At 50.7% G+C, this 22,086-nt stretch carries 22 protein-coding genes; 10 read left to right on the top strand and 12 right to left on the bottom strand.

What is annotated here, in order from left to right:
• The first annotated feature begins 5 nt into the window (after positions 1–5).
• The 6 genes from fadA (at position 6) to EOE67_RS07675 (ending at position 3,850) form a co-directional block, all read left to right on the top strand.
• The gene (gene fadA, locus EOE67_RS07700; protein WP_127698453.1) at positions 6–1,175 is read left to right on the top strand and encodes an acetyl-CoA C-acyltransferase FadA; all 1,170 of its coding nucleotides are present in this window, start codon (positions 6–8) and stop codon (positions 1,173–1,175) included.
• 386 nt (positions 1,176–1,561) lie between these two features.
• Positions 1,562–2,314 (top strand): SIMPL domain-containing protein, encoded by a 753-nt coding sequence (locus EOE67_RS07695; protein WP_206099515.1) that lies wholly within the window; start codon positions 1,562–1,564, stop codon positions 2,312–2,314.
• A 145-nt stretch (positions 2,315–2,459) separates the two neighbouring features.
• Complete coding sequence (locus EOE67_RS07690) at positions 2,460–2,744, top strand: type II toxin-antitoxin system RelB/DinJ family antitoxin (RefSeq protein WP_164852249.1); 285 nt, start codon at positions 2,460–2,462, stop codon at positions 2,742–2,744.
• On the top strand, positions 2,731–3,000 hold the full coding sequence (locus tag EOE67_RS07685) for a type II toxin-antitoxin system YafQ family toxin (protein ID WP_127698452.1): 270 nt from the start codon (positions 2,731–2,733) through the stop codon (positions 2,998–3,000). Before EOE67_RS07690 ends, EOE67_RS07685 begins: the two co-directional genes overlap by 14 nt.
• Positions 3,001–3,102: 102 nt before the next feature.
• Entirely contained in the window at positions 3,103–3,519 is a 417-nt protein-coding gene (locus EOE67_RS07680) for a nucleotidyltransferase substrate binding protein (protein ID WP_127698451.1), read from the top strand.
• A gap of 1 nt (position 3,520) precedes the next feature.
• Entirely contained in the window at positions 3,521–3,850 is a 330-nt protein-coding gene (locus EOE67_RS07675; protein ID WP_127698450.1) for a nucleotidyltransferase domain-containing protein, read from the top strand.
• A gap of 66 nt (positions 3,851–3,916) precedes the next feature.
• Here EOE67_RS07675 and EOE67_RS07670 read toward each other — a convergent pair whose 3' ends face one another.
• Both EOE67_RS07670 and EOE67_RS07665 read right to left on the bottom strand, forming a co-directional pair.
• A complete protein-coding gene (locus EOE67_RS07670; protein WP_127698449.1) occupies positions 3,917–4,216 on the bottom strand; it encodes a YciI-like protein in 300 nt (99 codons plus the stop codon).
• A 34-nt stretch (positions 4,217–4,250) separates the two neighbouring features.
• The gene (locus tag EOE67_RS07665) at positions 4,251–4,850 is read right to left on the bottom strand and encodes a LysE/ArgO family amino acid transporter (RefSeq protein WP_206099513.1); all 600 of its coding nucleotides are present in this window, start codon (positions 4,848–4,850) and stop codon (positions 4,251–4,253) included.
• Positions 4,851–4,971: 121 nt separating this feature from the next.
• On the opposite strand from EOE67_RS07665, the gene EOE67_RS07660 reads away from it, so the two are divergent.
• A complete protein-coding gene (locus tag EOE67_RS07660) occupies positions 4,972–5,844 on the top strand; it encodes a LysR family transcriptional regulator ArgP (RefSeq protein WP_127698448.1) in 873 nt (290 codons plus the stop codon).
• Between the two features lie 2 nt (positions 5,845–5,846).
• Here EOE67_RS07660 and EOE67_RS07655 read toward each other — a convergent pair whose 3' ends face one another.
• From EOE67_RS07655 to EOE67_RS07625, 7 genes are all read right to left on the bottom strand, one after another.
• Positions 5,847–6,746 carry a CPBP family glutamic-type intramembrane protease gene (locus EOE67_RS07655; protein WP_127698447.1) on the bottom strand — a complete coding sequence of 300 codons (900 nt, stop codon included), beginning with the start codon at positions 6,744–6,746 and terminating at the stop codon, positions 5,847–5,849.
• 282 nt (positions 6,747–7,028) lie between these two features.
• On the bottom strand, positions 7,029–7,541 hold the full coding sequence (locus EOE67_RS07650; RefSeq protein ID WP_127698446.1) for a DUF1993 domain-containing protein: 513 nt from the start codon (positions 7,539–7,541) through the stop codon (positions 7,029–7,031).
• A 143-nt stretch (positions 7,542–7,684) separates the two neighbouring features.
• Complete coding sequence (locus EOE67_RS07645) at positions 7,685–8,668, bottom strand: pentapeptide repeat-containing protein (protein ID WP_127698445.1); 984 nt, start codon at positions 8,666–8,668, stop codon at positions 7,685–7,687.
• Between the two features lie 3 nt (positions 8,669–8,671).
• The gene (locus EOE67_RS07640; RefSeq protein WP_127698444.1) at positions 8,672–10,201 is read right to left on the bottom strand and encodes an MFS transporter; all 1,530 of its coding nucleotides are present in this window, start codon (positions 10,199–10,201) and stop codon (positions 8,672–8,674) included.
• A 24-nt stretch (positions 10,202–10,225) separates the two neighbouring features.
• Positions 10,226–11,167, bottom strand: a complete 942-nt coding sequence (gene lhpI / locus EOE67_RS07635; RefSeq protein WP_127698443.1) for a bifunctional Delta(1)-pyrroline-2-carboxylate/Delta(1)-piperideine-2-carboxylate reductase — start codon at positions 11,165–11,167, stop codon at positions 10,226–10,228.
• Between the two features lie 36 nt (positions 11,168–11,203).
• Entirely contained in the window at positions 11,204–12,337 is a 1,134-nt protein-coding gene (locus EOE67_RS07630) for a M24 family metallopeptidase (RefSeq protein ID WP_127698442.1), read from the bottom strand.
• Positions 12,334–13,452, bottom strand: a complete 1,119-nt coding sequence (locus tag EOE67_RS07625; RefSeq protein WP_127698441.1) for a proline racemase family protein — start codon at positions 13,450–13,452, stop codon at positions 12,334–12,336. Before EOE67_RS07625 ends, EOE67_RS07630 begins: the two co-directional genes overlap by 4 nt.
• Before the next feature lie 135 nt (positions 13,453–13,587).
• Between EOE67_RS07625 and EOE67_RS07620 the strand changes: the two genes are divergently transcribed.
• Positions 13,588–14,556 (top strand): collagenase, encoded by a 969-nt coding sequence (locus EOE67_RS07620; RefSeq protein WP_206099511.1) that lies wholly within the window; start codon positions 13,588–13,590, stop codon positions 14,554–14,556.
• Between the two features lie 4 nt (positions 14,557–14,560).
• Here EOE67_RS07620 and EOE67_RS07615 read toward each other — a convergent pair whose 3' ends face one another.
• Positions 14,561–15,061: a MarR family winged helix-turn-helix transcriptional regulator gene (locus EOE67_RS07615; protein WP_127698440.1), complete on the bottom strand. Its 501-nt coding sequence runs from the start codon at positions 15,059–15,061 to the stop codon at positions 14,561–14,563.
• A 139-nt stretch (positions 15,062–15,200) separates the two neighbouring features.
• Complete coding sequence (locus tag EOE67_RS07610; RefSeq protein WP_127698439.1) at positions 15,201–17,165, bottom strand: S9 family peptidase; 1,965 nt, start codon at positions 17,163–17,165, stop codon at positions 15,201–15,203.
• Between the two features lie 337 nt (positions 17,166–17,502).
• Here EOE67_RS07610 and EOE67_RS07605 point away from each other — a divergent pair, with 337 nt between their 5' ends.
• Entirely contained in the window at positions 17,503–20,103 is a 2,601-nt protein-coding gene (locus tag EOE67_RS07605; RefSeq protein ID WP_127698438.1) for a TonB-dependent receptor, read from the top strand.
• An 87-nt stretch (positions 20,104–20,190) separates the two neighbouring features.
• Here the strand turns inward: EOE67_RS07605 and EOE67_RS07600 are convergent, their stop codons facing one another.
• The gene (locus EOE67_RS07600; protein WP_240652744.1) at positions 20,191–20,622 is read right to left on the bottom strand and encodes an Lrp/AsnC family transcriptional regulator; all 432 of its coding nucleotides are present in this window, start codon (positions 20,620–20,622) and stop codon (positions 20,191–20,193) included.
• Positions 20,623–20,784: 162 nt separating this feature from the next.
• Between EOE67_RS07600 and yjeH the strand changes: the two genes are divergently transcribed.
• Positions 20,785–22,047: an L-methionine/branched-chain amino acid transporter gene (gene yjeH / locus EOE67_RS07595; RefSeq protein WP_127698436.1), complete on the top strand. Its 1,263-nt coding sequence runs from the start codon at positions 20,785–20,787 to the stop codon at positions 22,045–22,047.
• Positions 22,048–22,086 lie beyond the last annotated feature (39 nt).

Here is a 22,086-nt window from a genome sequence, read left to right as displayed (position 1 = left end):
TTACCATGAAACAAGCTGTGATTGTCGACTGCATCCGGACCCCAATGGGTCGCTCCAAAGCCGGTATTTTCCGTAATGTCCGTGCTGAACAACTGTCTGCTTATGTGATGAGCGGTATTTTAGAACGTAACCCTGGTCTTGATCCCAGCGAGATTGACGACGTGATTTGGGGCTGTGTGCAACAAACGCTGGAACAGGGTTTTAACGTGGCGCGTAACGCAGCGTTATTAGCCGGCATTCCGCATTCGGTGCCTGCAGTAACCGTCAACCGTCTGTGCGGTTCGTCGATGCAAGCGCTGCATGACGCGGTGCGCTCGATTGCCATGGGCATGGGTGAAGTGTATTTAATCGGCGGGGTCGAGCATATGGGCCATGTGCCGATGACCCACGGTGTCGATTTCCACCCAGGCCTCGGTGTATCAGTAGCAAAAGCCGCCGGCATGATGGGCTTAACTGCTGAATTACTTGGTAAAATGCATGGCATCAGCCGGCAGGAACAAGACGAATTTGGTGCCCGTTCACACCGTTTAGCGCACGAAGCCACCTTAGAAGGTCGGTTTAAAAACGAAATTCTGCCCTGTTTAGGCCATGATGCGGATGGCGTGCTGAAGCTGTTTGATACCGACGAAGTGATTCGTCCGGAAACGACGGTTGAATCTTTAGCAGCGCTGCGTCCGGTATTTGACCCTGCCAACGGTACTGTCACTGCTGGAACTTCTTCGGCGTTATCCGATGGTGCATCCGCCATGCTGGTGATGAGCGAAGATAAAGCCCGCGCTTTAGGCCTGAAAATCCGCGCCCGCGTCATCGGCATGGGTGTGGCAGGTTGCGACCCGTCGATTATGGGTTACGGTCCGGTCCCAGCGTCGAAAAAAGCGTTAAAAGCCGCTGGTTTAGACATTGGTCAAATCGACTTTTTTGAGCTGAACGAAGCTTTTGCTGCGCAGGCTCTGCCGGTAATGAAAGACTTAGGTTTGCTCGAAGTGAAAGAAACCAAAATCAACCTCAACGGCGGCGCCATTGCACTCGGTCACCCGCTGGGTTGCTCCGGCTCACGTATTTCCACCACTTTACTCAACGTGATGGAAAGCAAAGGCGGCAAATACGGTTTAGCCACCATGTGTATCGGTTTAGGCCAGGGTATTGCCACGGTGTTTGAGCGGGTTGATGGGTAACTAGTACCTTTTGTCGATTGACGAAGAATCTGAAAAGGGCTGATTGATAATCAGCCCTTTTTTTATTGGTTTTGACCCGTCCTGAAAACCTTCAACGTATAGTAGGGCGAGTCAGTAGGGCGTTACTCGCCGCAAAGCGGCAGTACGCCACGCACATCGTTGCAACCACCCATCGGCAACTACTCCGTTCGCCCGTTCGCGCCTCCGGCACTCACTCTTGACTGCTCACTGCGCAGTTGCCGGTGGTTGGTTTTAGTATCTGAACTTTTAAGTGAATAGCGGACAAATGGAGCTGATACGACTTTAAAAAACGCATGTTCACTTTTTTCAACTTTGTTAAAGTAAGTCACAAATTTGGGATCCATTTAACTAAGGAGCATCATCGAATGAAGGAACAAATACTAAAATTTCCCTTGGTAATGCTGAGTTTGCTGCTTTGCATCAGTCAGCCAACTTTTGCTAAAAGCCTGCCTGACTTTCCTTTTGTCGTCACTACCGGCAGTGCCGAGCGATCGGTGAAACCGGACATTGCGACCATTCGCATCCTAGTCTTGGTATTCCATAAAGATTCAGCAGTCGCTTTGCAACAAGTAGCTGAAACTTCAAGCAAACTCACTTCTCTCTTACGGCAACTTAAAATTCCGCTGAACGCTTTGGAAGCTTCAGATTTAGAAAAAGAGGTGAAAAGGCAACGTGGTGAAAGTTATGACGATTTACAAGTGTTCGGCTACGAAATGAGTCGGACCTTTACACTACAACTGACACAACTTGAGCATTATCCCGAACTGGCCGACGAGCTGTTAAAACTCAATCATATTTCCGGCCTTTATACTCGATTTGACAGTAGTTTAAGAGAACAACTGGAGGCGGAATTAGTCATCGCTGCCGCCAAAGACGCAGCAAAACAAGCAGAACGCATGGCACAAAGTTTGGGCAATAAAATACATTCGGTGTATGCGATGTCACAAGCTTCGGGTTTCGGTAATTTTTTTGCAGCCTTTGGCGCTCGGGAAGAAACATATCAAGCTAAAGCATTCAACGTCGGAGACAATGAGAAGAATCTTACGATGTTTATTCCAAAAACGATAGAAATTCAACAAGGTATCAACGTTGTGTTCCGACTAACCAGCGAAAAGTAACCTTTTCAATTTAACTCTGGCTTACCCCGGAGTTGCTTTGTGCGAAGGGCGAGCTAAAAAGAACTGAGTTGAACCATCCACCGGCAACTAAGCTCGTCAATGTGCTACGATGTATTACATTGCAACACAAACCGGAGTAATTCTGATGAAAAATGATATGCTCAGCACGCGCATCGATCATGAAACCAAAGTCGCATTTACCACTATTTGTGATGAAGTTGGCTTAAGCCCGTCCCAAGCGTTAAAGCTATTCGCCCGCGCCGTGATTAATTATGGCGGCATTCCTTTTGAGCTCAAAGCACCGCAACCAAATGCTGTAACCGCAGCAGCGATGAAGGAACTGGTGGAAGGTAAAGGTCAGCGCAGCGATTCTGTGGATGCCATGTTAAATGAACTGACTGTCGGCAAAGTGCTAAATGCTCAGCCTTGAATTTTCGACACAATTCAAAAAAGACTTCAAAAAAATTACTAAAATGCCAATTCCAGACATTTTGGAAGTTGGCGATATTATTTCTCAGCTCCAACGCGGCGAATCACTAGCCGCCAAGAATGTGGATCACCCACTACACGGCAACTGGTATGGCTTTCGCGATTGCCACATTAAGCCTGATCTCGTGCTGATCTACCGCATTACCGCTGACACCCTGCAATTAGCCAGAATAGCTTCTCACAGCGAGCTCTTTTAATGGCAACAGAAATTGGGGGCGACATACCTGTTGGCTGAAATAGCTCCTCCCTCCTATTTCGCAGTATACTCTGGCAAACAACTGACGAAAGAATAACCACCTATGCAAGATATCCGCTGGCAACAAAGATTCGAGAATTTTCAACGCGCCTTTAGTTTGTTGCGTGAAGCGATGGAACAAGATTTTCAGCAATTTAACCAGCTTGAAAAAGAAGGCGTGATCCAACGATTTGAATTCACTTTTGAACTCGCTTGGAAAGTGCTGAAAGACAAAATGGAACATGATGGGCTGATTATCGACCAAATATCACCCCGAGCCGTGGTGCGGTTAGCCTACCAGTCGAAATACATTGAAGACGCGGAAGTATGGTTACGGATGATTGGCGACAGAAATTTAATGAGCCACACTTACGATAGCGCGAAATTTGAAGTGGTATTGCAGTCCATCGGTGCTGAGTATCTGCCGATGTTATCAGAGTGGCGCCTCAGTTTATTACAAGAAATTCTGGATCCGAGCTGAGATGAACGATGTTTATGGTTTCACTCCCGCCCAATTGCAGATGATCCGGCAGGTACTAGCACAATTTCCGGCCATCGAAAAAGCAGTATTGTTTGGTTCCCGTGCAAAAGGCACGATGAATACTCGCAGTGATATCGACTTAGCCGTCACAGGGAACTTGTTGGACCGGCATCAACTGGCCCAAATTGCACTGGCTTTCGACGAAACAGATCTGCCATGGCAGGTCGATTTGAAAGCGCTGCACGACATCCAAAGCAAAGCACTGCTTGAGCATATCGCCAGAATAGGCCAGCAAATCTATCCTGAAAAAAGTGAGGTGGAAACTCACTAACTTGTAATGAGGGCGGTGTGAGTTACCTGAAAAAAACTACTGCGATAACCTTAACCCATACAATAATTAAGGTCTAACCGGCATCGTCGCACCATCCCCAACCACAGTATTCCAGGGTTTCACCTGCCAGCGTGCAACCAATCCGTTCAGCACATAGGGATCAGCTTTGGCAAAAGCGGCCGGAATATCGGCACTGTCACAGCGAAATAGCAACATGGCGCCATCTGCCGGATCGCCGACCGCACCACCAAGCAACAATTCTCCGCGCTCAGCGGCCTGCCAGGCCAACGCCAAGTGCGCCATCCGGAACTCGCCGCGGCGTTGCAGATAATCGGCAGCGATATCGTAAATCAATAAAAAGTGCATCAGTAAAACTCCCTTCCTTATATGCAATAAATCATCAAGCCACTGCCAATTTCAGCGCTATCCCGGTTAACGTCATCGCCACCAGCGCATCAAACATCCGCCAGCGTTTGGGTGAACTTAACACGGTTTTTAGCTTGGGTGCCAAAGCAGTCAGACTACTAAACCATAGCAGGGACGCCAGACAAGCACCGATGGTGAACCAACCCGGTTGTGGTTGCAAGGTGCCGACGCCGCCGATCAATACTACGGTATCCAGATACACATGCGGATTCAGCAAGGTAATCGCAAGTGCGGTTAAAGCAGTTTGTTGCCAGGGTTTGACCTGTACTTGTTGCGTTGCCAGCAGCCCGGCACTGCCTTGCCAGGCGCGACGTGCTGCGCCATAAGCCAGCCATAACAACATCAGCACGCCACACCAGGTCAGCACCGGCACCAGCGGTGGAATAATTTGTTGTAGCCACTGCACGCTGTATACGCCGGTGATAATCAGTAGCGCATCGCAGCTGATGCAGACCAGCGCTATCACCAGCCGATTCGCACCGGCCATACTTTGGCTCAGCACCCAGATATTCTGCGCGCCGATGGCGACAATCAGACTGAGTCCGACAGTAAAGCCGGTAAAAAATGACAACATAGGTTCTTTCCTCAAAAATGCAGATCTGCCGTAGGACACTCACAACAACACTGGCGACAGTCTAAAGATCCACACTACAATGAATCCAACGAATAATTTTCAGATGCCATGAGTTTTAATCATGATTGACTACCGACTCCTGCAAGCTTTAGCCGCGGTCATTGCACAACAAGGGTTTGAAAAAGCCGCGCAGCAGCTGTGTTTAACCCAATCGGCCATCAGCCGCCGCATCAAACAGCTGGAAGCGTTGCTCGGCCAGCCGGTGTTGCTGCGAACCACGCCGCCGGTCGCCACCGCTACCGGCCAGCGGCTGCTAAATCACTTGCAACAAGTACGGCAAATGGAAGCGGCGCTGGGGCTGACTGATGATCCTGAACATTTGGTGGTGCGTCTTGCCACTAACGCCGACTCGCTGGCAACCTGGTTGCCACAAGCTTTGGTGCTACCGGAACATCCAGGCGTGCAGTTTGATTTAGTGGTTGAAGATCAGTCGGTTGGCTTAAAACGGATGAAACAAGGTGACGTCATGGCCTGTGTTTGTGACGCGGCGCAGCCAGTGAATGGCGGTGCAGTGTTGTACCTGGGAGCGCTACGTTATCGTGCAGTAGCAAGTCGCGATTTTGTAAAACGGCATCAACTCACTGAAAACCTGGCAGAAAAAATTACCGCTTTACCTTGTATGGTGTTCAGTCAGGACGACCAACTGCAACATCAGTATTTGCAGGACATCGCCGGAGCCACACCGCAGCGGGTACATTTGTGCCCATCTTCCGAAGGTTTTGTCCGCTCAGTGCTGGCCGGACTCGGTTTTGGTTTGCTCCCGGAATTGCAAAGTCAGCACTTGCTGGATTCTGGCCAACTTATTGATTTATCCCCCGGTTATTTTCTGGATACACCGCTGTACTGGCATTATTGGCAAAGCGAAAGCCCGCTGCTGCAGTTATTGCGACAGCGGGTGGAGCTGACAGCCCGCGCGAATTTAGTTCAGGTCTAATATTAGGTTGGTAAAGCTAGAGCTTTTGTTGAGTCCGGCTTAAATTCAGCGGCAGTTGACGTTTGTGCCACCCCACGCCAGCGCCATAACAACCAGATCGCCAGACAATCAACAAAGACTGCAAATATCGAGGCTTCGGCCCCAAAACTGCCGCCGGTCAGCCAGTCTGGTTTTGCTTGCAGCTGTGGTAACAACCAGCCGTTATGCTCATAGCCACTGACCTGAAACCCCAGCAGATACCCTTGTGCCCAATTCCAGCCAAAATGCAGACCCAGCGGCAACGCCAGGCTGCGGGTTTTTAGATAAGCCAGACCAAGCAACAATGAAGCTAAAGCCAGATCCAGCATTGCCACCACTTTGGCACTGCCTTCAAGGCCAGGATTTTCCCAGTGTCCGGCGGCAAAAACAGCGGCAAATAATAGCTGGGTTGGCCAGACGCCCAGCCCATCGATCAATCGCTGAAAGACAAAACCCCGAAACAGTAACTCTTCCAGCGCCGCGCCTAACAACAGCAAATATGCGCCTAAGACTAAATCTGCGGCTTGAAACTTAGGATTGATACCAAAAGTTGCTGCTGAAAAAGACCACATCAGCAACGCAATCACAGCCATCATCGACATACCAGCAGCAGTCCCAAACAGTAACTGTTGCCACCAGCGTGAATTCAAAGCCAGCCCCAGATCGGCCAGTCGTTGTCTTCGTAACAACACACAACTCCAACTGACTAACAATAAAAACACCAGTGCCAGCGGTTCGAGCTGCATGGTGCTGGCGCCAAGACCAGCCAGCCAATCTCTGGTCGGTTTATAAAGTTGACGTGACAGGGCAAGAATGGCGATAAACACCAATACCCACCAACCATTTCTCAGTTGCTGCTGCGCATTAAAGAATATTTTATTCATAAAGGATTTCCGTTTTTTTGAATCATAGTTCGGCTATTTGCCTTGCAGGCCGATACAAATGGCAAGTTAGATGCCAATAAAAATAAGCATATGATTCAATGCCTTAGTGTGTGGTGAAATTTATTAAAAACGGAATACGACCAGTTAATCGTCATTTATGTAATAAAGTGGTTAAAGATCAATGAGCTGGAAGTTTGAGCAGGATGTGGTAGGTAGAGCGGGGATCACAGAATGAACAAGACGAGGCCAGCATCAGCTGCTGACCTCAATAAACTCAGGGACTTACACCTTGTACGGCATTGCACCCAAATAGTCTTTTTTACCAACATCAACACCGTTGTGACGCAAAATAGCGTAGGCGGTGGTCACGTGAAAATAGAGGTTCGGGATAGCGTGCTGGATCGCAAACTCTAAGCCAGTCAGGTATTTACCTTCCCAGCGTGGCTGGCTGATATGACGCTCAGCTGCTTCGGCCAAATCTTCGGCTTTAAAGCTGTTGATATAGTCCAGCGTTTGCGCAATACGGGTTTGCAGCTCGGCCAACGTGGTTTCGCTGTCGTCATGTTTTGGCGCGCTGTCGACGACACCGGCTAAGCGGGCCACACCAATTTTGGCGGTATCGCAGGCAATTTGTACCTGACGGATCAGGTTAAACTGGTCCGGTGCCAATCTTGAATTTAACAGCACCGACACATCGTATTTTTTCGCTGTCGCGGCAAGTTCAGCTTTGGCCAGAATGGCGTTCAGGTTATTCAGCATTTTGCTAAATTGCACTACGGTTAAGTCATAAAGCATGGTCATTCCCCGGTTTGGTCAATAGAAGCGACGACCCAAAGGGGGCGCCGCAGAAATACAGCTGATCAGGAAATGGGGGAGCGCTGGGCGTTAATCAATCCGTCTGGGCTGATAAATCCGGAAAAGACGAATGTCTGCGCCTGTCAGCGGGTCATTTTTTTCACAAACACCACCACGAACAAGGCGATGGTAAAACTGCCGGTAAATGCCTCAAAAGCGGCAAATAACCGCGACCAGCCAATCGGCGTGATGTCACCGTAACCCAGGGTGGTAAATGTCACCACTGAATAGTACAAACAGGTGCCGAATAACTTCAGCTGCTGCCAAAAACTATCGGCCGGATTAAACTGCAACAACTCGCCGCCGCTGACCACGCCAAGGAAAAAATAACAAATGGCGCAAAGGAAAATCAGCAATAGCGAAAACAGCACTACCCGCACCGGCTCTTCGCCATAACCGCAAAACACATCAATCAGTTTTGACAGCAACCTCGGTTTACTCCAACGCGGATACTGAAACCGGCGCATCCGCAGTTCCTGTTGAATATAACGGCCTGATAATACAAACAAACCTTCATGCTCAGCGGCTTTTCTAAGGTCGCGGTAAATTTCTTCTGATTGTTCAAAATAATCATTGGCGAGCGCCCGGTCGCGAATTTTGTCGGCCTGATGGGCGATTTTTTCCTGCCGTAATTGTTTACCGAGCTGCATATTTTCAAGCCGCGCGCCAGCCCATTTCACCCCGAGCAAATTCGCCTGCTGCATGCAGGTCCAATGCACATTGGCCTCACGCAGGTCGGCTTTCATCAGATTCACTTCGGTCAGATTGGCTTTATACAAATGCGCGCCATGTAAATTGGCGCGATATAAATCGGTGAAACTTAAATCGTAACCAGGTTGCCCCGGTGCGGCAGCCAGATTTAACCCCGTAAGCTGCGCACGTTTAAGCGCTAAACCACGCAGCTGACCACCACTTTTGGCGTACAGTTCTAACGCAGCTTTGTCGCCGGGCTGGTCTTTACAAATCGTCGGATCGTGCCAATAACAAAGGCCGGACGCAGCGGCCGGTTCGTGGCAACAATGTTTTGGATCGTCTTCCTGATAACAACAAAGAGGGGCGTCGGCCATCCACTAACTCTGAGTGTAAGGAACAGGTGAAGCTAAGTGTAGTCGTTGCACCCAGAAGTGAAATATCAACATGCCAGCGGCAGTCAGCACTGCAATACCAGCAAACAAAACCCACATCAGCATGGGTTGATTTAGCTGCTTGGCAATGACGGTATAAGCAAAACCCGACAACAAACCGGCAAATAAATTACCCAGCGCCATCGCCACAAAGTAGTAGCCCATATACATCGCGGTTTGATGGCGTGGTGCGATGGCGGCGACATATTCCTGACTTTTGGGCGACGCAATCATCTCGCCACAGGAAAATACCACCACAGCGCCCACGACCGTCACACCGCCAACCAGCAACATGCCGGACAGGCCACAACCCAGCAAACCAGCGGCCATCACCAAAGTACCAACCACCAGCACCGGCATGGCTGGCCAGCGCTGAATAAAGGTACTGATGGCAATTTGCGCCAGCACGATGGTGGCAAAACCCAAATTCACAATATATTCCGGGTTGATCTGCCGGTATTCAGCAGCCCACTGGCTGGCCAACTGTTCAGCGTTCAGTTGTTGCTGCGACAACGCCTGCAAGCCCGCCGCCATCTCGGCTGGCGGCAATAGAATTTTGTGGTGCGCCAGTTCCAGCACCAAACTTTGCCACTCGGCGGCTGGCAGCGAGGCGAATTTCGTCGCCAGCGCAGGTAAAGCCGCCGCCAGCTGCGGAATATTCACCGCGGCAAAATAATCCAGCAGCGCCGGTGACCAGGCCGCCAGCATGTGCACCAAATCGCGGGTGTCGACGTAATCGCGTAAATACACCGGCAAGGTGATAAACAGCTGATTGTACGCGGTAAAAAAACCGGTCAGCAGCAACAGAAAACACACTACAGGGCCATTACCCAGCACCTGCAGCATTTCCTGCAACACCTGGCGCACTGTGCGCTGATCTGCGGTATTGACCACCGGATCGCGATACCAAAACAGCGCCGGAATAAAGTTGATTAAAATCCAGATTGAGGACATCACAAACACCCAGTCCCAACTGATCGCCCGTAAATAACCCGCGATCAGCGGCCCCACAAAACCGCCGATATTGACCATGGTGTAAAAAACGCCAAAGGCCAAGCCGCGATTACTGTCATCACTACAACGGCCGACGGTGCCCACCACGACTGGTTTAAAACAGGCCGCGCCAACTGCGACTGCGGTAAAAGCCAGAAAAAATGCCCAAAAAGTTTCGACTTGCCCCAGCAGGTAATAAGACGGTGCCATCAGCGCAAAAGAGCATAAAAACATGCGCCGATAGCCGTATCGATCGGCCAGCGCGCCAGTTAACACCGGCAGTAAATACAGCAAAAACGGGATCATGCCCTGCAATAAACCCCGCTCCTGATCGCTAAACCCCAGGCCACCGTGGCTGGTTGGGCTCGTCATATACAAAGAAGACAAACTGAAAAAGCCGTACCAGGCCAGTCGTTCGAAAATTTCCATGGTATTGGCGACATAAAAAGTCGCCGGAAAAGGGCTACGTCGGACTGTGCTCATCGGTTTGTCTCTGAGTTTTTTTAACTAGTTGAAGTAGGGGCGCTGCAATACGAGTTCGGCACAAAGCAAATCACTGAGCGCAGTACCTACGGATTTAAACAGCGTGATTTCATCACGATGTTGCCGCGCTGGCAGATTGCGGCGGCATAGTTCAGCCAATTCAGCGCGAATGTCGCTCGCGGAAAATTGCTGCTCGGCAATTGGGATCAACAGCTCGCCCGCTTCATTCAGCACATTGTTGCAATCATCGACATAGACCGAAGCGCGCCGGACTAACTCAGTGTCACATTCGCGTTGCTGCGGGCTGTGATTCCCAAGCAAGTCGACGTGACAGCCCAGCGGAATATGCTTACCAAATAGCAAAGGCGTCGCTGAACCGGTGGCGGCAACGATGATGTCGGATTGCTGACAGGCTTCATTGATGTCTTGCACCACTTGCACTTGCAGCCGTGGATAGAGCTGCTGCACTTTGTGACTAAGCTGACGCACCGCCGCCTGATTACGGCTCCACAACAGCACAGTGTGTAAATCATGTTCCGCCAGATGCGCTTGCAGCAGCGGCAACGCCAATCGGCCACTGCCAAGTAATAACAGGGTGCGGGAATCCGGCCGCGCCAGATAACGGGACGCCAACGCCGATATTGCGGCGGTGCGCCAGCAAGTCACGCTGCTGCCCTCGACCCAGGCCAGTGGCACGCCGTTATCGCGCCGGTACAACAAAATGCTGGCGTGTAACGCAGGTAATTGTTGCTGGGCATTATTCGGGAAATAACTAAAGGCTTTCACCGCAATCACCTGTTCATTCCAGGCCGGTAATAAGGCAAAAGCTTCCGGAAAACCCGGTGTCAGCGGCCACACCTTTCGTGGCGGCATCGTGAACTCTTTGGCAAAACCTTGCTGTAAAGCATTGATCAAAAGCGGAAAATCCAGCACTTGATCCACTTGTTGTGCACTAATAATTTGCATTGCGTACTTCTCTAAAAATAAAAGGGCAGTTTTGGCTTAGCATTCCAGCGCAAACTGCTGGGGCGCTTTGGTCAGCTGCAGATAACCATGTGCCGTTACCAGCACATCATCTTCCAGTCGCAGCCCGCCATAATTGGGCAGATAAACCCCTGGCTCGATGGTCACCACAGCGCCGGCTGGTAATTTCAGCTCGTTGCCGGGGCTTAAAAAAGGTTGTTCGTGCAACTGCAACCCGACGCCATGACCAAGCCCTGGCCCGGCATAACGCCCAAATTCGGAGCGCTGTAACACCTGATCGGAAATGGCAAATAACGCACTGGCCGAAACCCCGGCTTTCACGGCTTTTAACGCGGCTTGCTGCGCTTGTTGCACCGCCTGAAACAGCTGCAACTGCAATAAATCGGCTTTGCCTGCGACATAACTGCGGGTCATATCACTGCGATACCCGTTCACCACAGCGCCAAAATCCACCAGAATTAAGTCGCCTTTTTTCAGCCGCTGCGTGCCAGGCAAAGCATGTGGCAAGGCGGAACGTGCGCCAAAACCAACAATAGTCGCGAACGACAAGGCTTCAGCGCCAAGCTTTTTCAACCGATATTCAAGTTCGGTGGCAAAATCGATTTCGGTGATGCCCGGTTGCAACAGTGGCAAGGTTTGGGCTAAAGCAGCATCGGCAATTTGCGCCGCCCGCTGAATTTGCACCACTTCCCAGTCGTCTTTCACCATCCGCAAGCTGGTCAGCACCGGTAAGCAAGGGCTGAAGTGAAAAGCCGACAAATCCTGTTGCAGCAGTTGCCATTGCTGCACACTCACCGACTCAGCTTCATACCAGACACGGCTCACTTGCTGCGCCGCAAACTCCAGCGCCAGTGCTTCGCCAAGACGCTGCTGATCACGATCACGACAAATCACCCGGCAGCCATTTTGCGCCACTGCGCATTCCTGCCGCGCCTGTGCTTCAAAACGGTAATCGGTGATCAAAGCCACGCTGTGCTGGGTCAACACCACACAAGCCGCTTCACCGGCGTAGTTCACCAGATAACGTAAATTCTCAGCGCCAAAAATCAGCGCCGCCTGTTGATTGGCTTGTTGCATCGCTTGGCGAAACGCCGCCAGACGATTGGCAAACTGTGGCTGCAACGGCGCCAGCATTGGAATTCCTGTATTCATCGGAAGATAAATCCTTCTGCAAAGGGGTCCTGAGGATCAAGATAAAACTGTTGGCGACCGGTGACATAAGCCTGACCTTGCACCCGCGGGATCACCGCCGGATAGCGGCCGTATTGCACCAAATCAACTATGGATAACTGAAACTGCGAGCCGAGAATGCTTTCGATCACCAGGGATTCACCGACCGCCAGCTGGCCTTGTTGCTGCAAAATGGCGGCAAGACCGGAAACGCCGCTGCCGGTTGGGCTACGGTCAAGCTCGCCATCGGCAAACACACAGACGTTGCGCATGTTGGCTGGGCTGGTGGTGTTGGCTGGATGGTTTGCTTCTTTAAAATTGAGCGGTGCGCCGGAGGACAGCGGCGCGCCGTAGAAGATAGTCCCATATAAAAAATTTAAATCCGGCTCAAACGGATGCTGAAGCTCAATTTGTGCCGCCAGCGCCAGCTTAATGCGCTGACCCAGGTCAATAATTTGCCGGTGATTGCTCGCCGCCAGCGACAACCCAATACTGGCCGCGTCGACATACGCATAAAAAGCACCGCCATAGGCGAGGGTGTAGCGTAAATCGCCAATGCCCGGCAAATGCAGCGGCTGGTCGCTCGCCACCACAAAAGATGGCACATTATGAAACCAACAATGCTGCACCCGCCCTTGCTTGACCTCAGCAAATAACCGGATCTGGCCACAAGGCGCATCGACTGCAAAGGAAGTAACAGGCTCCGTCATTGGCACCACGCCGGCTTCCACTGCCACTTTGGCCAGCGCAATCATCGCATGACCACACATGGTGCTATAGCCTTCGTTATGCAGGAAAATCACCCCAAACTCACTGTCGGCGCGCTCTGGTGAGACGATAATGCAGCCGTACATATCGGCATGACCACGCGGCTCCCACATCAGCGCCCGGCGTAAACCATCAAAACGCTGCTGACAATCACGGCGCCTCGCCAGCACTGAATCGCCTTGTAGCTCAGGAAAACCTGCAGTGATGATCCTTAGCGGTTCGCCACCGGTGTGACAATCGAGCGTGCTGATTTCAACCGCAGGTGCTGCTGAAGATGCCTTGTGATCGAGTGGCGGTTGCCACTTTGCAAATCGCTGAAAGCTTTGCATATAAACTTCTGCTCCGGCCTGGTATTAGTTCTGGTACCGGCACTGCTTCGTGCACTGCGTACAAGTGAAAACCCTTGATATAGAATATTGTATACAATATATTTGAATTGAAAGTAAACAGTTTCCGGAGAATTTATGACGAAGATGATGTTTTTATTCAGGTGCCAGGGCTTGCTCAACAGCTGTTTGCTGATAAGCAGTTTGATTGTGAGTGGCATCGCCAATGCCAATCCGGCCGCCACCCGAAAAACCGCCAGCGTGGATCAAATCCTCAGTCAGCAGCACCAATGCAGCACCAGCCTGACTTTGCGCTCGGCGGCCCTAACTCAGCCGCAACAACAAGCGGCCTGTGCCCAACTTGCCGCCATCGAACAGCGGTTTCATCAGTTGTTTCAAACTGCGGGCAAGCCGGTGAAGCACGATCACAACACCATGCTACGCGCCAATATTTATCAGTCAAAACAGCAGTATGTCGAATTCGCTGGTCAGCATTTTCAGATGCCTACCGACAACGGTGGGATGTATCTGGAGGGTTTTCCGGATCTGCCGGGAAATCAGGCCGAGTTTGTTGCTTATCAGCGCGAGCAAGGCCAGGTATGGAATTTAAGCCATGAGTTTGTGCATTATCTGGATGGGCGTTTTAACTTATATGGTGATTTTTGTGCCACGTTGCACGACTCGCATGCACCGCCAGAAAACTGCCCGACGCCAGCGCCCGACACGCCTTATTTAATCTGGTGGACCGAGGGCATGGCCGAATATGTGGCGCATGGCGCAGACAATCCGGAAGCCTTGAAACTGGCGACAACCCAGCAATTTAAACTCAGCGAGTTGTTTCACACCGGTTATGAGCGCAATCACGGCAGCGATCGGATTTATCGCTGGGGTTATCTGGCGGCCCGTTTTTTACTGGAACAACAAAGGCCGCAAGTGGACAGGATGCTGAATTTACTTCGAAACGGTGATTATCCCAGATATCAGGCATTGGTTCGCAGCTGGGGAACTTCGATGGATCAGGAGTTTAGTCTGTGGCTGAAGCAGCAAGCAGTTACCGGAATAGCCGTAACTCCGGTTGTGAGCAGCGGCAAAAATAGCGCCAATTAAACGGTTATAAAGCGCGCTGCAAACTACTGCGCAGCGCGATAAGTTGTTGACGCAGCGCAATAATATCTGGCTCGGCCATGCCACATTTCATCCCGAGATTGCGGTTGATTTCACTGGCGGCTGGCCGAAGCGCTAAGCCCGCTGGCGTCAGGCAAATTTCTAACGTCCGCTCGTTATCCGGCTGGCGGCGACGGGTTAACAAGCCCTGCGCTTCCATCCGTTTAATCACCGGGGTTAAGGCGCCGGAATCTATATGCAACTGCTCGCCGATATCTTTCAGCGCCAGGCCGTCCTTTTCCCACAAAATCAGCATCACAAGATATTGCGGATATGTAAGCCCAAGCTGATCCAACATTGGTTTATAAATTTTGGTCATCAACAAGGAAGTGGAATACATCGCAAAACACAGCTGCTGATCCAGATGTAAAGCTTGCAAACGGTCGGCTGATAACGGCTCAGTGGCAGTCGTCAGCGGCAAAGTAGTGGTTGGCGTTTTGGCAGGCATGGTGACATCCGAAGCAGCATCAATAGCGCAAGGGTAAACAGAGCAGGCCAGAAGATCAATAACTTCTGGCCTTCATCATTGAAGTTGCAGGCTAAACACCCGTTGTACCTGAAACTTCAGGGACAACGGGCTTTTGCTGTTATAAATACTTCTGCAAAAAGGCTAAATAAGCATTTTGCGCGGTGATGCGGTTGGCTTTTTTGACAAAACCGTGACCTTCATCCGGGAATAAAACATATTCCACCGGCACCCCGTTTTTCTTGATGGCAGCGACCATTTCGTCACTTTCCACCTGCAATACACGTGGATCATTGGCACCTTGTACCACCAGCACCGGTTTTTTCACTTTATCGCCATGAAATAACGGTGAAATGCGACGCAGGCGTTCACCGTCTTTGGTCGGATCGCCAAGCTCGGCGTACAAAGATTCCCGGAACGATTCCCACCATGGTGGAATACTTTCCAGCGTCCGTACCCAGTTGGTCACGCCAAAAATATTGATGCCCAGTTTAAATTCATCGGTAAAGGCCATCGCCGCCATCGTCAGATAACCGCCATAGCTGCCGCCCATGACGCCAATGCGGTCGGTGGCGACCCAGTTCAGCGACTGCAGATATTTTTTACCGTAAACAATGTCCTGCAAATCGTCTTCACCGTGTTTTAAATCATCCAGATGGAAAAAGGTTTTGCCATAACCACTGGAACCCCGGTTATTCACTGACAACACCGCATAACCCTGATTGACCAGATGTTGGATCACCGGGCTGTAACCAGTGCGGGATTGTCCGCCCGGGCCACCGTGGATCCAAATAACGGCCGGCACCCGACTATTGGCGCTGGCTTGTTTTGGCTGATATAACAAGGCCGGAATTTGCACCCCATCAAAACTGGCAAACCGCACCACTTCGCTCATCACCAAGTTGTTTTCGTTGATGGTGCTGTCGAGCGCCTGGGTTAAGCGGTTGGCGGTGGCATCACCAATTTTCCAGACGTATAAATTGGATGGACTGTTGTCGGCGTTGACGTAAAAGCTCAGATACTGGCTATCTGCTGAAAAGCTGATGCCACGTAAATCGCCATCCGGTAGTTTTGGCAGCTGCAGCGGCTGGCCGGTATTTTGGTCGGTGATTTGAATTTTGGTGGAAGCATCTGCGTTAATGGCGGTCACTTTGTATTTGTTGTCTTTGCTAAAGCCGATGTAGCTGATATCCCAGTCCGCTTGCTGATAGACCGCACTTTGCTTGCTGGCAAGGTCATAACTAAATGCCTGACTGAATTCCGAACTTTGATCCGAGCCAAAAATCAGCTGTTTACCATCGCGACTAAATCCATGCGCGGCAAAAGTGACCTTGCCATCGTGTGGTGTGATATGCAGTGGGGTTTTGGCTGGGTCTTGTAAATCGAGTAAATACAGGTTGTTGTCAGCGTTGGTGCGCTCTTTGCTCAGCGCCAGATAACGACCGTCGTCACTGATCGCCGCCACTTCAAAACCTTCGTTGTTTTGATACACCAGCGTGCGAGCGTAGGTTTTAGCATCGTACTGATACAAATCGAAAAATTTTGGGTCGCGCTCGTTACTCATCACAAAAAACGCCGTATCACCCAGCCAGCCGCCAAACATCGCTTTGAGTTTGTCACCCGGCGTTAAATCCACCACTTTGCCGTCAGCTTCCAATACATACAGGTGGTGCAGTTCGTTGCCGCCCTGATCGGCGGTATACAACACCCGATCATCCTTCGGGAACCAATCAACTGGCGTCACCGCGTCAGTGGTTGAGGTCGTCAGCGGTTGCCAGGTTTTTCCATCCAGACTGACCCGGTACAAATTAAAGACCCCGGTTTCATCCGAAGCCACCAGCAACGACTGACCATTATGGTTTATCGCGCTACCCTGATAGGACTTAGTGGCATAAAACTGCTCGGCACTGTAGTTGGCAAATGCAGGCGCAGCAGCTTTATCTGTCGCTTGATCGGCAGCAACGACTGCGGCAGCGGGTTCAGTGGCTGGAGCGGTCGCCTTCTCGCAACCCGCTAAAATCGACACGGCCAGTAAACTGACGACGAGCACAGACGTTCTGGTTTTATGTTCCGGATAAACTTTCATTCGAATTCCTTCTGCTTTGATGTAAACGAAATTGTTCACTGCAACGCTGGCTGCTCTGTTTACGGCACCGCCAGATCTATAACGAAAGTAAAACGCCGCTGGTTAAAACTCAAGCACTTCAGTAGTTAACCACTAATCATGTTCCCGAAAACCATTGATTTGTAAAAATATATTTCGGTGCTGCCTGAAATAGCCACTTCGGACGACACATGAAAAAAAATTATGCAAAGTTTAGGCTGTAATCCGACAAAAGCAGCGGTTTTGTACTATAGGTAAACCGCCGGATAACGGTAAGTAAAACTAGAAAAACAATGACCCAGGTTACAAAAGGATTGCTATGAAACACATTAGATCGAAACTACATCGTTGCGCTTTTGCCGTCAGTACCATTCTTTGCAGCAATACAGCATTGGCACAAGCTACCCCACCGACCGAAGAAAAAGCCGTTGAACGGATGCAAGTCACCGGCTCCCACATTAAACGCACAGATTTGGAAGGACCATCTCCGGTCACCATCATCGACCGCGAAATGATTGATAAATCTGGTTTTGATAACTTACAACAATTACTGGAACGGTTGCCGACCACCGGCTCCGGTACTTTTTCCACTCGGGGCAACAGCCAGGATTCGACCGCCAATGGTGCGGCGGCTATCAGCTTACGTGGCTTTGGCGCCGATGCGACACTGGTATTGATCAACGGCCGTCGGGTGGCAACCAGCGCTTTTGCCGAAGGCATCGTCAATTCGTTTGTCGATATCAATAGCATTCCGGTCGCCGCCATAGAACGGGTTGATATTCTCAAAGACGGCGCATCGGCTATTTATGGCTCAGACGCTGTGGCAGGCGTGGTTAACGTGGTTCTTCGCAAAGACTATACCGGCACTGATGTGTCGCTGGGTTACGGCCAGACCACAGGTCCAGGATATGACGAAACCACTTTTAGCACCGTTTGGGGCACTGGCGATGATAAAAGTAACGCCACCTTAATTCTGGATTATTTTAATAACGGCCAAATTGACAACTCGGAACTGGGGCGATTTGGCAGTGCCAACCAATCCGCATACGGTGGTCAGGATCTGCGTTCGTCACGGGGCTATCCCGGCCGATTTATCGTCGATGGCGTAACCTTGCGTGACCCTGGTTGCCCGGCAGGCAGCATAGCCGGTCAAACTTGTTTGTATGATTATGGCCCGTCCTCTATCGCCATCCCAGCAGCAGAACGGCTTGGTGCTATCTTAAACTTAAGCCGCAAACTGGATGGTGATATTGAGATATTTTCTGAAATCGCGGTTCAGCACAATACCTCAACCGCTGGCGGAGCCGCCACGCCACTGGATGAAGGTGCAGGCCTGACGGTGCCAGGTTCGCACCCGAATAACCCATGGAAAAAAGACATCAAAATAGGTCGATATCGTACTGTTGATGCCGGTAACCGCCGTTGGGACATTACCTCAGACACCTTACGGTTGTTAGCTGGTATTCGCGGCACTTTTAATAACTGGGAATGGGAAGCCGCAGCGCAAAAAGGTCGTAGCGCAGCGACTCAGACCGGTGAACGGGATCAGGGCTGGGTCAGAACCGACTTTTTACAAACCGAAATTAATGCCGGTCGCTATAACCCCTTTGGTGGTGTGCAAAACCCACAATCGGTGATTGATGCCATTACCACCAGCCTGGTGCGTCGCGGTAAATCGCATTTGACCTCAGTCGATGCACATATTGGCGGTGAGTTGTTCCAGCTTGAAACCGGCGCAGTAGGCCTGGCTGCTGGTGTGGAATACCGTAAAGAAGATGCACGCGATACACCGGATGACCAATTTACCCGCGGGCTGATTTTTGGTACTGAATCGGTATCAGCTGCGGCATCCCGTTCGCAAAAAGCGGCATATGTCGAACTGTCAGTACCGGTCATGGAAAACCTTGAGCTGCAACTGGCCGAACGTTACGACCATTACAGCGATTTTGGCGGTACGGCGAATCCTAAAATTGCCCTGCATTTCACTCCAACCGAGACGGTGTCCCTGCGCGCATCCTGGAGCCAAGGCTTCAGGGCGCCATCACTGGCTCAAATTGGTCTTGGTCCATCGCAGGAATCACAATTTTTTATCGATACCTTCCTTTGCCCAACACCAAATACCAATAATCCAGCTTGTGCTTCGACCGACTACACCATTATTTTTGCCGGCAACCCGAATCTGAAAGCGGAAGAATCGGAAAGCTGGAACGTTGGTTTAGTGTGGCAAGCAACACCGGATCTGGATTTCAGCTTGGATCTGTGGAGCATCACCCAGGATAACAAAATTGATGAAGTGCCTTTTGGTGATGTATACCAGGCTGAATGCGGCAATCAGAACAGCATTATTTGTATCCGTTTTGCACCACAACCGGGCCAAACTCTGGGTACATTAGATCGCATCAATAATGGCTACTTTAACGTCAGTTCGCAGGAAGCTCAGGGCCTTGATTTATCGGGCAACTATAAAATGGATCTTGGAAGCAATGGTCTGCTGAAATTTAATCTGGAATGGACCTATCTGGATGAATTTGAAAAAGATAACCGATCCTACGCTGGTGAATACCGTTATCCGCAATATCGCTGGGTCACTTCTGCAGATTGGAGCCGCAACGACTGGGGTGTAGCAGCATCTTTGTCTTACATCGGCGAGTTTGAAGATACCCCGGATATTGATTTTGATGGTTCGCTGGATTTTGATACTGAAACATCAGAAATGGTTGATTCACAAATCACCGTTGATACACAGGTTTATTACAATCTGAATTCGCAAACCAAACTATTACTTGGTGTCAGCAACCTGCTGAATGAGGATCCACCATTTGCAGCAGGGGATGGTGATGGCGATTTATATGGCTACGTCAGCAGCATGTACAGCCCGCGTGGCCGTTATGTTTACGCCAAAGTCAGCTATAAATTCTAAAAACCACAATCGCTAAATTATGTGGCCGGTATGATACCGGCCACATTTTTTTGGTAGGAAACAACCTTTGCCAATGGGTTCATTACGTCAATCAGCCTTGTTAATCCAATCACTTAAAACAATATGAGTTTTGATCCGCACTATCGCCGGATGCGCATCCAGCTCCTCGCGAATTTGATGTAACCTTGTCACTGAATCGGCCTGTACAAACACCATTAAATCAATTTCACCACTGATACCATGACACCGCCGCACTTCCGGAATGGCGGTCAGCAAAGGGATCACATCAGCACAACGCGCGCTGTTGTGTTGAATGTCAAAGTATGCGGCAACTCCTGACATGCTTTTATGGCCGAGCAACACCTGATAACCACGAATTTCGCCGCTTTGCTCCAGCCGCTTTAGCCGTTCCGACACTGCGCTGCGCGATAAATGAACCTGCTCGGCAATCGCTGACACCGATTGGCGGGCATCTTCCTGTAATGCTTTGATAATCAACTGATCAAATTTATCTGACACCAAAGTCTCCATTTTGAAAAAACACCGGCATAACGCCGGTTGGCGCGACAAAACGTCGGCACTGCAGAGCGATTTTCCGCCATTTTGCACTGCAAAAACAAGGTAGCATAGCGCCAGAACTAAACGCAGCTGTCGATCATTCAGATAAAGGCACTTTCCACCATGAATTCGAACCACAAACTCAACCTCTGGCAAGGTGCGGCGTTACTGGCAACCACTTTATTGGGCACCGGCGTGTTTATTTTGCCACAACTGACCATCGCCCAGGCCGGACCTTATGCCAGCTGGGCCTGGTTGCTACTGACGGTGTTGGCGATTCCGGTCACTTTTGTGTTTGCGGCACTGGCACGAGTGTTGCCCCATGCGGCAGGGCCAGCGCATTTTGTCGGGGAAGCGTTCGGGCCGTTGGCCGGTCGGGTCACCGGATTGATGTTTGTGCTGGTGGTGCCACTCGGCGCTTCGGCCGCGATGATGATGACTTATTCTTTTGTCGCGCCGCTCTTGAGCCCTTGGCTTGGCGATTTACGGTATTGGCAGTTGCCGGTCGAGCTAATGTTTTTAATGCTGTTGTGGCTATTAAACCGGCGGGGAGTGCAGTTATCTGCCAAATTGCAGCTCGGACTCACACTTTTGATCGTCGCGGTGGTGCTGTTAATGTTTGGCGCTTTTGCGTATCAGGCAGACAACGTACCTTTACCAGACAAAACCACACTTGAATTCAATACCGTCGGTTTTACCGCAGCGCTGGCACTGGGTTTCTGGAGTTTCCTTGGCGTCGAAGCCATGACCCATTTAGCCCAGGATTTTCGCGACCCCAAACGTGATTTAGTACCGGCGCTGTTGCTCGGCTTGCTGGTGGTCGGTTGTATTTATTTAGGTTGCAGCCATTTGCTGCAGATTTTAGCCAAGCCCGGCGAAGACTTAAGCATGGCCGATGGTTTTAACCGCTTATTTGGCGGCGGTGGTTATCTGCTGATTGGTGTGCTTGGACTTTGTAGTGGCCTGGCCACGGTGAATGTCTACACCGCCAGCGTGGCGCGACTGTGCTGGAGTTTCAGCAACAATGGCGTCTTGCCCAAAGCACTGCAACCACTGAACCGACATCAGGTACCGGAACGGGCGCTGGGCAGTATTTTGTCACTAATGGCGATGGTATTGTGTGGTGCCGAATGGCTGGATGCCGGATTACCGGATCTCATCGGCTGGGTCAATGGCGTGTTTGTGCTGATATATCTGGGCAGTATGTCGGCAGCACTGCGGCTCCTCCCTTCGAAACACCGGCTGGTGGTGTGCATCAGTATCGGCATTTGTTTATTGCTGGTTTGGATGCTGGGCCCAGCCATGAGTTATGCGCTGTTGCTGATTTTGATCACTGCGCCGCTCCTGTGGTGGCAACAACAGTGGTTGCGTGCTAAAACCGTGTGAACTTCATCGCACCCAAAAAATAACCGCAGCCGATGCAAC

Origin of the sequence: Rheinheimera riviphila, from assembly GCF_004005945.1 — a bacterium.
Lineage (GTDB): Bacteria > Pseudomonadota > Gammaproteobacteria > Enterobacterales > Alteromonadaceae > Pararheinheimera > Pararheinheimera riviphila.
Note: the sequence above shows the minus strand (reverse complement) of the source record. Positions and strands in the feature narration are given on the sequence as shown.